Source organism: Nocardioides sp. YIM 152315 (assembly GCF_029210375.1).
GTDB lineage: Bacteria > Actinomycetota > Actinomycetes > Propionibacteriales > Nocardioidaceae > Nocardioides.
The window spans coordinates 1-12,243 of sequence record NZ_JARGER010000006.1 but is presented as its reverse complement, the minus strand read 5'-3'; the positions used below and the strand labels follow the sequence as shown (position 1 = coordinate 12,243).

10 protein-coding genes are annotated in these 12,243 nt (G+C 73.0%); 5 read left to right on the top strand and 5 right to left on the bottom strand.

The features are described 5' to 3' along the window. Positions 1 to 36: 36 nt before the first annotated feature. The 3 genes from PZ894_RS00325 to PZ894_RS00315 form a co-directional block, all read right to left on the bottom strand. Positions 37 to 1,143 carry an iron ABC transporter permease gene (locus PZ894_RS00325; protein WP_275741302.1) on the bottom strand — a complete coding sequence of 369 codons (1,107 nt, stop codon included), beginning with the start codon at positions 1,141 to 1,143 and terminating at the stop codon, positions 37 to 39. A gap of 84 nt (positions 1,144 to 1,227) precedes the next feature. Next, entirely contained in the window at positions 1,228 to 3,615 is a 2,388-nt protein-coding gene (locus PZ894_RS00320) for a lysylphosphatidylglycerol synthase domain-containing protein (protein WP_275741300.1), read from the bottom strand. Next, positions 3,612 to 5,645, bottom strand: a complete 2,034-nt coding sequence (locus PZ894_RS00315) for an alkaline phosphatase family protein (RefSeq protein ID WP_275741298.1) — start codon at positions 5,643 to 5,645, stop codon at positions 3,612 to 3,614. Before PZ894_RS00315 ends, PZ894_RS00320 begins: the two co-directional genes overlap by 4 nt. 248 nt (positions 5,646 to 5,893) lie before the next feature. On the opposite strand from PZ894_RS00315, the gene PZ894_RS00310 reads away from it, so the two are divergent. Beyond that, on the top strand, positions 5,894 to 6,679 hold the full coding sequence (locus tag PZ894_RS00310) for a fused MFS/spermidine synthase (protein ID WP_275741296.1): 786 nt from the start codon (positions 5,894 to 5,896) through the stop codon (positions 6,677 to 6,679). Here PZ894_RS00310 and PZ894_RS00305 read toward each other — a convergent pair whose 3' ends face one another. Next, positions 6,680 to 7,792 (bottom strand): acyl-CoA dehydrogenase family protein, encoded by a 1,113-nt coding sequence (locus tag PZ894_RS00305; RefSeq protein ID WP_275741294.1) that lies wholly within the window; start codon positions 7,790 to 7,792, stop codon positions 6,680 to 6,682. It abuts the gene before it with no gap. 12 nt (positions 7,793 to 7,804) lie between these two features. Further along, positions 7,805 to 8,995 (bottom strand): acyl-CoA dehydrogenase family protein, encoded by a 1,191-nt coding sequence (locus PZ894_RS00300; RefSeq protein WP_275741292.1) that lies wholly within the window; start codon positions 8,993 to 8,995, stop codon positions 7,805 to 7,807. Between the two features lie 46 nt (positions 8,996 to 9,041). On the opposite strand from PZ894_RS00300, the gene PZ894_RS00295 reads away from it, so the two are divergent. The 4 genes from PZ894_RS00295 (at position 9,042) to PZ894_RS00280 (ending at position 12,121) form a co-directional block, all read left to right on the top strand. Then, positions 9,042 to 10,178 (top strand): Rieske 2Fe-2S domain-containing protein, encoded by a 1,137-nt coding sequence (locus PZ894_RS00295; protein WP_275741290.1) that lies wholly within the window; start codon positions 9,042 to 9,044, stop codon positions 10,176 to 10,178. Beyond that, positions 10,178 to 10,471, top strand: a complete 294-nt coding sequence (locus tag PZ894_RS00290; protein ID WP_275741288.1) for a hypothetical protein — start codon at positions 10,178 to 10,180, stop codon at positions 10,469 to 10,471. Before PZ894_RS00295 ends, PZ894_RS00290 begins: the two co-directional genes overlap by 1 nt. 4 nt (positions 10,472 to 10,475) lie before the next feature. Continuing rightward, on the top strand, positions 10,476 to 11,579 hold the full coding sequence (locus tag PZ894_RS00285) for a ferredoxin--NADP reductase (protein WP_275741287.1): 1,104 nt from the start codon (positions 10,476 to 10,478) through the stop codon (positions 11,577 to 11,579). 137 nt (positions 11,580 to 11,716) lie between these two features. Continuing rightward, the gene (locus PZ894_RS00280; protein ID WP_275741286.1) at positions 11,717 to 12,121 is read left to right on the top strand and encodes a hypothetical protein; all 405 of its coding nucleotides are present in this window, start codon (positions 11,717 to 11,719) and stop codon (positions 12,119 to 12,121) included. The last annotated feature ends 122 nt before the right edge of the window (positions 12,122 to 12,243 follow it).

Sequence of the window (12,243 nt, the reverse complement as noted above, 5' to 3'; positions counted from 1 at the left end):
GTCGAGGGCGGTGTGAGACGGCGGTGTGGACGTGGGCTACGCGCTGGTCGCGTGCAGCCGGCGGATGAGGACGAGGAGGAACGGCGCGCCGACCAGGGAGGTGATGATCCCGATCGGGATCTCCTGGGGCGCGAAGAGCGTGCGGGCGAGGACGTCGGCCCAGATCAGCAGGATCGCGCCCATCGGGGCGGCGACCACGACGACGCGGACGTGCCGCCCGCCCACGGCGCGGCGGGCGAGGTGCGGCACCACCAGGCCGACGAACCCGATGCTCCCCGAGGCGGACACGACCACCCCGACGCACAGCGCCACGACGACGAGCAGGACGAGCCGGAATCGCTCCGGTCGCACGCCGAGCGTGTGGGCGGTCTCGTCACCGATCGAGAGGGCGTCGAGCCGACGACCCCAGGCCGTCAGCAGCACGACCGCACCCACGACGACGACCGCCACGATCGCCAGCGGCACGTTCCACTGGGCCAGGGCGAGGGACCCGAGCAGCCAGAACATCACCGACCGGGCGCCCTCCGCCGAGCCGGAGGCGAAGATCAGGAAGCTGGTGAGTGCGTAGAGCGCGTAGCCGACCGCGACGCCCGCGAGGAGCAGACGGATCGAGGTGACCCGCCCGGCGCTCCGCGCGACCAGGAACACCAGGAGCGAGGCGGCGAGAGCACCGAGGAAGGCCGTGGCCTGCAGGGCGTACTCGACATAGCCGACGCCGACGCCGAAGAGGATCGCCGCGGCCGCGCCGCTGGAGGCGCCCGAGTTGACGCCGAGGAGGTAGGGGTCGGCCAGCACGTTGCGCACCATCGCCTGCAGGGCGACACCGCAGATCGCCAGCCCGGCCCCCACCAGCGCGCCGAGGACTACCCGTGGCAACCGCACCTGCCACACGATCGCGTCGGCCGGCGCGCTCCAGGTGCGCTCGGCCGGCCACCCCACCAGGTGGTGGCCGATCACCTGCGCGACCGTGCCGGCCGGCACCGAGAACGCACCGACGCCGACGCCCACCACGACCGTCGCGACCAGGCCGAGCGTCAGGCCGACGAGCCAGAGCGTCGTACGCCGTCGGCTCGCCCGCAGCCCCAACACGTCCGGGGGAGTCGGCTGCCCGGTCGCCGGTCTGACGGCGGTGTCCGACGCCACTGACCCTCCTCGCTTGTTGCAATCAGGTTGCAATAGCGCGAGCCTAGCGACAGGTCGGCACGGGCGGCGGCGGGGGTCGGGCCGTCAGTCGATGTACTCCTCCCTGCGCAGCCAGCGCAGCGCCCAGGCACCGTAGACGGGCGGCAGGTACGACGTGGCGAGTCGCTGCGTCACCGCGATGGCGAACGCCGGTCCGCTGTCGACGCCGACGGCGACCAGGCCGGCGGCGATCGCGGCCTCGCCGACGCCGACGTTGCCCGGCACCGGGATGATGCTCGCGAAGAGGGCGGCGGCCGCCGTCACGAAGAGGACGGTGGCGTAGGGCAGCGACGGCTGCAGGCCCTCGACCATGCACCACATCGCGACCGCGGTGATCATCAGCGACGCGAGGTTGGTGCCGAAGAGGCCGAGGGCGCGGGTCGGGCTGTCGGTCACGACCCGCAGCGACGACCACGCGCTGCGCACCGCCGTGACCACGTGCCTGCGGAGCCTGGCCACCAGCGCGACCGCCAGTGCCGACAGCGCGACCGCGATCACGAACAGCACGATGATCCGGTCGAGGTTGCCCGGCCCCGAGAGCTCGACGTCCGGCATGCTCGAGGCCAGCAGCACCGCGACCAGGACGACCACGACGTTGGCCACCGCGCCGGCGAAGGAGTCGAGGGCGCTGGCGGTGACGGCGGTCGCGGGGCCCTCGCCGAAGCGGCGCAGGAACGCCGTGTAGAGCGCCACTCGGCCGAGCGTGGCCGAGATCGCGAGCCCGACGGTCTTCACGGCGTACTGCAGCTGCACCAGGGGGACCAGGGGCAGCCGCGTGCGCACGGTCGTCATCGCGGTCGCGGCGTCGGCGAACGACGTCGCCTGGGCGACGACGAGGCCGATGACGACCCAGCTCCACGTGGCGTTGCGCCACGTGTCCCAGACCGTGCCCCAGTCGAGCTCGACCAGCGTGGTGAGCAGGGCGTACGCCGCGAACAGGATCAAGCCGGTCTGCAGGAGGTCGCGCCAGCGGATGCGGACGATCTCGGCCGGCTCGGGCGGTGGGGTGCCGGTGCGCTCGGTGATCGCCGTGCTGAGCGCCGGCAGCACGGACTTGAGTCCCGGCCCGCCCAGCGACCTCGGCATCGCCGCGCGCTGGAGGTACGGCTGAGCCGAGGCGACCGCGTCGGTGCCGATCCCGGCGAGCGCCGCGGCGACGGCGCGCTCGGGGCCGGCGACCAGGGCCTGACTGCTGAGGAGCACGGCGACGTCCCGCGCGCGCTCGACGGCGTCGGCGGCGACGACCCCGGACCCGAACTCCGAGAGCACCGGCTGCCCCTCGGTCATCGCGACGTGGGCGAGCGTCAGCTCCCCGTGGACGAGCCCCGCGCCGTGCAGTCGGGCGACGGCGTCCCAGACCGCGCGCAGTGTCTCGTCGTCGACCTCCGCCCGACCCTCCAGCGACGGCGCCGGAGCGCCGAGCACGAGGACGGCGTCGCCGGAGCTCTCGGCCGCGGCGACCAGCTCGTCGACGTGCACGCCCGCCCGCTCCGCGAGCACCGTCAGCAGTGCCTCGTGCTCGACCAGCTGGAGCCGGGTCGCCCCGGGCGCGGACTGGTCGCGGTAGAGCAGCGTGCGCCACCAGCGCGCCGCGAGCCGGGCATCGGTGGCGTCGCGCCCGTAGACCTTGACCAGCAGCGGTCGACCGTCGGCCGCGGCGGCGTACAGGATGCGCGCGCCCCACGGCTGGCGTGCGGCGAAACGGAGCCCCGTCACCTCGATGCCGAGCTGGGCGAGGGTGGCCGCCACCTGGTGCAGGCTGGGATGGCCCGCCGGGGACCCGACGATCACGAGGGTCAGTCCGGCGGCGGCGATGCCGATCGCGAGCGCCCCCAGGACGTCGGTGGGGCCGGCGATGCCGATCGCCCACGCGGCCACGCACTGCACCCCGACCACGGCGACGTGGAAGCGCCGCAGCGAGACGACCACGAACGGCCGCAGCACCATCAGGACGGCCGTGACCACCGCGACGCGCAGAGTCGGGAAGCCGTGCGGGGAGCCGCTGCGCACCGGTCCCGGGTCGACCTCGGGGAGCCCGGCGCCGGCGAGGTACGACGCCACGATCGCGCCGCCCACGGCCGCGCCGACGGCCACCAGCACGGCGAACGGCAGCCGGCCCCGTCGCGGCGCGGTGAGGACGACGGCGACGACGACGCCGATCGCGTAGACCGAGCCGAGCGCGTAGGCCGCGTCGAACAGCGCGGTCGCCCAGCGCGGCAGGTCGTCGGCGACGCCACGCACGGCGCCGTCGAGCAGGCCCCGGTGGGCGGCGGCGCGGGCGCAGCCGAGGGCGACGAGCAGGCCGACGACCGCGAGCGCGACGTCGATCGGCCGTCGGGACCGGGATCCGGTGCCGGCGACGAAGAAGCCTGCCGTGATCCGGCGCCGGCCCGCCCGTGGCGCGACGGTGGTGGTGCCCGGCGAGGCGCTCACGGGTTCGCCCCCTCGCGGAGCGCGGCGCGGTGGCCCAGCTGCTCCTGCCAGCCGACGAGCACCCGGTGCAGGGCGTCGGCGCCCACGACCATCTGCTCGGGCATCTCCAGGTCGACGGGGTGCACCACCATGCCGCGGTCCTGCCAGCCGCCGAGCCCGCCGTGGCAGGCGACCAGCCCCTCGAACGCCGCCACCTCGTCGAGGTCGTCGATCAGGCTGTTGACGTAGATGTCCGGCGCCTCCGCCATGGTGGCGGCGCGGAGCACGAAGCCGGCGGCGTGGGCGCCGTACGCCGCGAGCGGGTCGTCGCCGACGACGATCCCGTCGCGCACGCGGTGCTCGCCCGCCGCGCCGATCGCCACCGGACCGTGCTCGGCGGACTCGACGACCACGAAGCCGACGCCCGGGTGGTCCACGAGCCCGGGAACCAGCGCCGGGAAGCGCAGGGCGAGCTCGTCGATCGTGAGCCGGTGCCGCTCGCCCGCGACGTACACGAGCCCCAGGTTGCCGGACCCGAAGACCAGGAACTGCTGCTCCTTGCCCGGGTTGCGGGTCTCGAACGTCTCCGCGGCGACCCGGTCGGACGCGCGCGCCGCGGCCCGGCGGAGGGCTCGCCCCAGGACGGTGTCGTCGCCGGCGCCGCCGGCCACCATCGAGTGCAGCGAGCCGCTGCCCTCGGCGTTCTCGACCGAGACGACCGCGGCCGAGTCGGTCAGCCGGGTGACGACCGCCGCGAGGTCCTCGCCGTACCGGTCGGCGAAGATCGCACCCTGCGACTGGCCGTGGTCGGAGAGCACGACGAGGTGGTACTTCCGGGGTGCGACCGCGGCGACGGCCTCAAGCTGGGCGAGCACGGCGTCGATGCCGGCCAGTGCGTCCAGTGACTCCGGCTGCAGGATGCCGGCGTGATGGGCGACCGCGTCGTAGTCGACGTAGTCGACGTAGATGCTGCGCCGGCCGCGGAGCATCGACTCGGCGACCAGCGTGGTGTTGAGGTCGCGGATGACACCGGTGAGCGCCGCGCGCTCCATCGCGAACGACCAGCCGCGGTGCACGCGCGGCCGGATGTCGCGGCGCCGCGCGCGGGCGGACTGGAAGCGCTCGCGGCCGATCTCGCTGATCGCACGCGACATGCTGCGCGCGAAGCCGGCCGGACGGCTGAGGTACTCCGACATGATCCGGCGGGACTCGCGGGTCTCCTGGCCGCGGCCGATCGCGCTCATGGTGGCGTACGCCGTGGGCGCGTCGCCGGTGAAGAGGTTGCTCACCGAGACGCCGTCGTCGACGAGCAGGCCGCGACCGTCGGAGTGGGTCGCCTCGATCGCGGCGGCGTCGGCCGGCCGGTTGGCGACGTAGACCTTGCCGCTCGGGCGGTCGACCCAGCGGAAGGCGGGGATGCCGTCGATCGTGCCGTGCAGGATGCCCATCTGGCTGGCGGGGGTGGTCGCCGGCAGCCTCGGGCGCCACTCGACGGCGCGGTGCGAGCCGCTGCGCACCCACCGCGACAGCGTCGGCAGCGTCCCGGCGCGCACGCACCAGTCGAGCACGGGGTAGGGCACGCCGTCCGCCTGCACGAACACGATGCCCGGGACCTCGGGGTCCGCGATCGGGTGCCGGTGGCGCCGCGCGCGCCGGAGCAGCGAGGCGGTGACGGCGTCGTCGGTGCCGGCGGTGGCCACCCAGCCGAAGAGCGTCGAGACGGCCGCGATGATCCACGACGCGAGCAGCGCCCAGCCGAGGTCTGCGGCGTCGCCGCCGTGCGGGGCGTAGACGACCACCCACACGGCGAGCGCCTGCCCGAACAGCCCGACCAGCACCGCGCCCACCCAGCCGAGGAGCACGGCGCCCCGCACGAGCACGAAGCGCAGCACGACGCCGCACAGCGCGATCAGGACGGCCGCGAGCACGGCATCCTCCCAGGAGCCGACGTCGAAGCTGGGCACCACCCACGAGGCGATCAGGACGCCGAGCACGGCGCCGACCAGCGCGACGGCCGCCCGTCCGACGTCGCCCCAGCGCAGCACGCCCATGGCGTGACGCTAGTGGTCATCCCCATTGATTCACCAGGGATCTACGCACCCAGCGCACGCACCTCGCTGCGTTGGCGACGCTCGGTAGACAACCCGGTATGCCGTCGCGCCGCCGCCTTGCGATGCACGCACGCTGAGCACGGATACCCCCGACGTATCAACGGGCACGACCACTAGTGGAAGGAGGTGCCCCGGTGGGGTCCCCCGATTCGTGTGGTCGTGCGGCGGCGCGTGACAGGCTGCGGGCCATGGGGCCCGACGCCGAGATCCTGCCGGCCGACCGGCCGGACTCCTACGTGCTCCGGATGTCCGGCATGGACCAGTCGTACGTCGACCTCGCCGACCCGCGTCGGCTCGTCTTCGAGTACGTGCGCCGGCTCGGGGACGTGGTCGACGCGGTCGGGCCACCGGCCGCGCCGCTGCGCGTGGTGCACGTCGGCGGGGCCGGCCTCACGCTGCCGCGGTACGTCGCGGCGACCCGGCCCCGGTCGCCCCAGGTGGTCCTCGAGCCCGCCACCGCGGTGACCGAGCTGGTGCGCGTCCGCCTGCCGCTGCCCCGCCGGAGCGGCATCAGGGTGCGTCCGGTCGACGGCCGGGCCGGCGTCGCCGCGCTGCGCGACGACAGCGCGGACCTCGTGGTCGTCGACGCCTTCGCCGACGCCCGGGTGCCCGGGGCGCTCGTGACCGGTGCGTTCCTCGCGGACGTGGGCCGGGTCCTCGGCTCCGTCGGCGTCGTCGCCCTCAACCTCACCGACCGGGCGCCGTTCGGCTGGACCCGCCGGGTCGTGGCCGGGGTGCGCTCGGCGTTCCCCGACGTCCTGCTGACCGCCGAGCCCGCGACGCTGCGGGCGAAGCGACTCGGCAACCTGGTCGTGGTCGCCTCGCGCGGCGACCTGCCCGTCGAGGCGCTCCGGCAGCGGGCGACGACCGCCGCCGCGCCGTACCGTGTGCTCGACACCGCGGCCGTGTCGGACTCGTTCGGCGGCGGCTCGCCGTTCATCGAGGCCGACGCGGAGCCGTCGCCGGCGCCGTGATCACACCGGCAGTGCGGCCAGCGCCCGTCCGATCCTCAACGCCTGCTCGGTGGCCCCACCGTGCAGGAGCTCGAAGCGCTTCGCGCCCGTGAAGTAGCGGTGCGTCTCGCCGTCCAGGTCGATGCCGACGCCACCGTGCACGTGCACCGCGGTGTGCGCGAGCCGGTGGCCCGCGTCGGCGGCCCAGAGCTTCGCGATCGCGACCTCGGTGTCCGCGGGCAGGCCCTCGTCGAGGCGCCATGCGGCCTGCCACAGGGTCAGCCGTTGGCCGAGCACGTCGATGTAGCCGTCCGCCAGCCGCTGCGAGACCGCCTGGAAGGTGCCGATCGGCCGACCGAACTGCTCGCGCGTCTTCGCGTACGACGCGGTCAATCGCAGCGCGCCCTCGGTGATGCCGAGCTGCTCCGCCGCGCCGCCGAGCACCATCAGCTGGCGCAGCCGGTGGTCCGCGGCCCCGTCGGCGGCGCCGAGCAGCCGGTCGGCCCCCAGGGTCACGCCGTCGAGGTCGAGCCGGGCGACCGCGTCGCGGTCGGAGAACCGCTGTGCCACGACCTTCACCCCGGAGTCGCCCGGCTCGACCAGGAAGACACCGACGCCGGACGGCGTCGCGGCCGGGACGAGCACGAGGTCGGCGTACGGTCCGGCCGGCACGACGGCCTTGCTGCCGGTCAGCCGGTGGCCGTCGCCGTCCGGCGTGGCGGTCGTGGTCGGGTGCTCCGGCGCCCACGACAGCTCCTCGGCGACCGCCGCCGTGACGACGGCGCCGCCGGTGGCCGCACGCGGCAGCCACCGCGCCTGCTGCTCGTCGGACCCGTGCTCGGCGATCAGCCGCGTCGCCGGACCATGGGCCGCGAGCGGCACCGGCGCGACCGTGCGGCCGACCTCCACCAGCACCCGGCACAGCTCGACCAGGCCGAGCCCGGCGCCGTCGTACCTCTCCGGCAGCGCGAGCCCGAGCAGCCCGGCCTCGCCGAGCGCGGCCCACAGGTCGCGGTCGAAGCGGTCGCCGCCGGCCTCGACGGCCTTCTGGCGCTCGTTGGTGGCGCGGTCGTCGAGGATGCTCGCCGCGAGCTCCGCGGCCTCGTCCTGCTCCTGGGTGAACCGGAAGTCCATGTCAGCTCCTCCTCACGAGCGCTTCGCAGCGGGCAGGCCGAGGCCGACGTACCCGATGATGTCGCGCTGGATCTCGTTGGTGCCGCCGCCGAAGGTCATCACGAGGGCCGAGCGGTAGAAGCGCTCGAGCCGGCCCTGGAGGACCGAGCCCTCGGAGTCGGCGGTGACGCCGGCGTTGGGGCCGACGACCTCCATGAGCGTGCGGTAGACCTCGGTCGCCAGCTCGGAGCCGTAGATCTTGGTGGCCGACGCCTCGGCGGGGGAGAGGTCGACGCCGGCGTCCGCGTCGGCGGCGAGCTTCCAGTTGATCAGCCGGAGCGCCTCGGCGCGGGCGTGCGCGCGGCCGAGCGCGATCTGCACCCACTCGCTGTCGATCACGCGCTCGCCGTCGGGCGCCTTGGTGTCCTGGGCCCACGTGCGCACGATCTCGATCGAGTGCGTCAACGGTGCGGCCGAGGTCAGCGCCACCCGCTCGTGGTTGAGCTGGTTGGTCATCAGCGACCAGCCGCCGTTCAGCTCGCCGACGAGGTTGGCGGCCGGCACGCGGACGTCCTCGTAGTACGTCGCGCTCGTGCTCACCCCGGCGACCGTGTGCACCGGGGTGTAGGAGAAGCCTGGGGAGTCGGCCGGCACCAGGATCATCGAGAGGCCCTTGTGGCGGGGCAGGTCGGGGTCGGTGCGGCACGCGAGCCAGATCCAGTCGGCGTACTGGATCAGCGAGGTCCACATCTTCTGGCCGTTGATCACCCACTCGTCGCCCTCGCGCACCGCCCGCGTCCTCAACGACGCGAGGTCGGTGCCGGAGCCGGGCTCGGAGTAGCCGATCGAGAAGTGCAGGTCGCCGGTGAGGATCTTCGGCAGGAAGTGGGCCTTCTGCTCGTCGGTGCCATAGCGCATGATCGTCGGCCCGACGGTGTTGAGCGTCAGGTAGGGGATCGGCACGCCGGCCGCCGCGGCCGCATCGGTGAAGATCAGCTGGTCGGTCATCGACCGGGCCTGGCCGCCGTACTCCTCCGGCCAGCCGATGCCGAGCCAGCCGTCGGCGCCGAGCCGCCGGATCACGTCCTTGTAGACCTCGGCGTCGCCGAACTCGCCCGACGCCGCGGCGAGCCCGGCCCTCACCTCGGGCGTGACGAGGCCCGCGAAGTAGTCGCGGAGCTCCTCACGGAGGTCCTGCTGCTCGGGCGTCAGAGCGATGTGCATGCCGGTCAGACTAGAACGTGTTCTCGTTCTGGTCCATAATGGGTCCATGAGCGATACCCGACAGCTCGACCACGGAACGCCGCCGGAGCGCTTCGCGCGCGGCTGGCACTGTCTGGGCCTGGCCGACTCGTTCCGCGACGGCAAGCCGCACGGCGTCGAGGCGTTCGGCGGCAAGCTGGTCGTCTGGGCGGACTCGACGGGCGAGATCCACGTCCTCGACGGCTACTGCCGGCACATGGGCGGCGACCTCACCCAGGGCGAGGTCAAGGGCGACCAGGTCGCCTGCCCGTTCCACGACTGGCGCTGGGGTGGCGACGGCAAGTGCAAGCAGATCCCCTACGCCCGGCGGGTCCCGTTGCGTGCACGCACCCAGAGGTACCCCGTCGCGATCCGCAACGACCAGGTGCTGATCTGGCACGACGTCGAGGGCTCCGAGCCCGACCTGGACATCCTGCCGCCCGAGCTCCCGGGGCTGGCCGAGGGCGAGTACACCGACTGGGTCTGGGAGTCCGAGCACATCGTCGGCTCGCACTGCCGCGAGCTCATCGACAACGTCGTCGACATGGCGCACTTCTACTACGTGCACTTCGCCTTCCCGACGAGCTTCCGCAACATCTTCGAGGGCACCCAGGCGACGCAGTTCATGGAGTCCAAGGGCCGTCCCGACAAGAGCGGGGGGTACGGCGACGCCGAGCTCTTCTTGAAGTCCGAGGCGACCTACTACGGACCGGCGTACATGATCAACTGGCTCGACACCGACTACAAGGGCTTCAACACCGAGGTCGTCCTCTTCAACTGCCACCTCCCGACCGGCCCCGACTCCTTCCTGCTCCAGTACGGCATCACCGTGAAGAAGCCCGAGGGCCTCGACGACAAGACCGCGAACTTCATCGCGAAGAAGTACGCCCAGATGTTCGGCGAGGGCTTCCTCCAGGACGTGCACATCTGGAAGAACAAGGTGCCGGTCCAGAACCCGCTCCTGTGCGAGGAGGACGGCCCGGTCTACCAGCTCCGCCGGTGGTACGAGCAGTTCTACGTCGACCGGGCCGACATCGCACCCGAGATGGTCGACCGCTTCGAGTTCGAGGTCGACACCACCAAGGCCAACGAGTTCTGGCAGGACGAGGTCGCCGACAACCTCGCGAAGAAGGCGGCCGAGGACTCCGCGACCGCGGACGTCTGATGCCGTCCTTCGTCCCGACCAGCCCGGACACGCTGGAGGACCAGCGGCTCTACACCTCCGCGCGGCTCGTCGACGTCGCCTGCTTGGACTGCCTCGCCGAGGTGGGTGTGAAGAAGAACAGCGAGCACCACACGTCGATCCAGTGGACAGCCGAGGCGCGGGCCCACTGCCCCGAGCTGTCTCGACGTACGGGCGGCCGCGAGTCGCACCCGGCCTGCCCCCGCATGATCGCCAGCATCGAGGCCGCCACACGCGCCGGCCGCATCCCCATCGGAGCCGAGGACGGTTACTAGACACATGAGTGAGGAGTCCTTCGAGCTGAAGGTCGTGGAGGTGGCCGAGGAGACCGGCGACGCGCACTCCATCTCCTTCGAGGTCCCCGCCGGTGCCGAGGAGCGGTTCGCCTACAAGCCGGGGCAGTTCCTGACCCTCGCCGTACCGTCGGAGCGGACGGGCGTCGCGGCGCGCTGCTACTCGCTGTCGAGCAGCCCGGTCGGCGACGGCCCGCTGACGATCACCGTGAAGCGGACCGCCGACGGCTACGCGTCCAACTGGGTGTGCGACCACCTGCGCGAGGGCGACAGCATCCGGGTGCTGCCGCCGAGCGGCATCTTCACGCCGGCGTCGCTGTCCGCCGACCTGCTGCTCCTCGCCGCCGGCAGCGGCATCACGCCCGTCATCTCGATCATCCGCACTGCCCTCCAGCAGGGGAGCGGGCGGATCGTGCTCTTCTACGCCAACCGCGACGAGGCGTCGGTGATCTTCGCGCGCGAGCTCACCGAGCTCGCTGCCGCGCACCCGGACCGGCTCCAGGTCGTGCACTGGCTCGAGTCGGTGCAGGGGCTGCCGAGCCAGGAGCAGCTGAAGGCGTTCGCGTCGGCGTTCGCGTCGTACGACGCGTTCGTCTGTGGCCCCGCGCCCTTCATGAAGCTGACGGTCGCGGCGCTCAAGGAGCTGGAGTTCCCGCGGGAGCGCCGGCACCAGGAGAAGTTCATCTCGCTGGGCGGCAACCCCTTCGGCGACCTGCACGACCAGGAGGTCGCCGAGCACGAGATCGAGGACGCCGAGCGCGACGAGGACGACGACGCCCAGGAGCCGGCCTCGCACGAGGGCCGGCCGCAGGGGCCGGTCCGGCTCGAGGTCGAGCTCGACGGCGAGGAGTACGCCTTCGACGACTGGGCGCCCGGCACGAAGATGCTGGACCACCTCGAGGCGAAGGGCGTGAAGGCGCCGTACTCCTGCCGCGAGGGTGAATGCTCGGCCTGTGCCGTGCGCCTACTCGCGGGCGAGGTGAAGATGCTCCACAACGACGTGCTCGACGACGACGACCTCGCGGACGGCATCCGGCTGGGCTGCCAGTCGGTGCCGGTCACCGACGCCGTCAAGGTGACCTACCACTGAGACCCGGCCCGGGCATCCTCAAGATCGGCGCAAGATTGCTGGTCTAGTCCTCGGCCCGTTCTCGCCCCGGAGGAGTCACGCTTTCCTCTCTAGGGAGGCTGCGGCCTCGACGAGCTCACGGACATCGGGACCCGGACATGCATGTCGGACTGTGCTGGTGCGGCGTGGTCGCCGCGGTCTGGGTGGTCACGGCGCTGGCCGCGAGCCTGGTCACGGCGACCCGGGGCGCCCGCTACCTCGAGCGGGCGACCGCCCTCGACGTCGCGGCCGAGCGCCGGATCGCCGCCTCGACGATGTGGTCGTGGATGGACCGTTTCGGCGCCGACAGGCTCGTGCTGGCCGTCGACGCAGACATCGCCGAGGAGATCGTGGACCTCGACGGCTGGGAGACCCCGGCCGGCTCCGGCTTCCCCGTGGCCACCGACGCCGACCTCGACCAGTTCGACCACCTGCCGCCACTCTCGGGGCTCGGCCTTCCCCTGGCCAGCTGGATCCCCCCGCCCCCCGACGCCGACGAGGCTCCCTGGCCGAGAGTGGCCTGAGGCACCGTCGGTGGTTGAGGAAGGCGCCCTGGCGCCACGGTGGTTGAGGAATGCGCCCTGGCGCCTGTCTGGAAGGAAGGTTCCGGTGACTTTGCCCTCGGCCTCGGGTTCAGCTGGCGGGT

Bases quoted from the DNA above. Each gene is read 5' to 3' on its own strand.
- PZ894_RS00315 (WP_275741298.1), bottom strand. From the start codon at position 5,645: ATGGGCGTGCTGCGCTGGGGCGACGTCGGACGGGCGGCCGTCGCGCTG.
- PZ894_RS00310 (WP_275741296.1), top strand. From the start codon at position 5,894: ATGGGGCCCGACGCCGAGATCCTGCCGGCCGACCGGCCGGACTCCTAC.
- PZ894_RS00305 (WP_275741294.1), bottom strand. From the start codon at position 7,792: ATGGACTTCCGGTTCACCCAGGAGCAGGACGAGGCCGCGGAGCTCGCG.
- PZ894_RS00300 (WP_275741292.1), bottom strand. From the start codon at position 8,995: ATGCACATCGCTCTGACGCCCGAGCAGCAGGACCTCCGTGAGGAGCTC.
- PZ894_RS00295 (WP_275741290.1), top strand. From the start codon at position 9,042: ATGAGCGATACCCGACAGCTCGACCACGGAACGCCGCCGGAGCGCTTC.
- PZ894_RS00290 (WP_275741288.1), top strand. From the start codon at position 10,178: ATGCCGTCCTTCGTCCCGACCAGCCCGGACACGCTGGAGGACCAGCGG.
- PZ894_RS00285 (WP_275741287.1), top strand. From the start codon at position 10,476: ATGAGTGAGGAGTCCTTCGAGCTGAAGGTCGTGGAGGTGGCCGAGGAG.
- PZ894_RS00280 (WP_275741286.1), top strand. From the start codon at position 11,717: ATGCATGTCGGACTGTGCTGGTGCGGCGTGGTCGCCGCGGTCTGGGTG.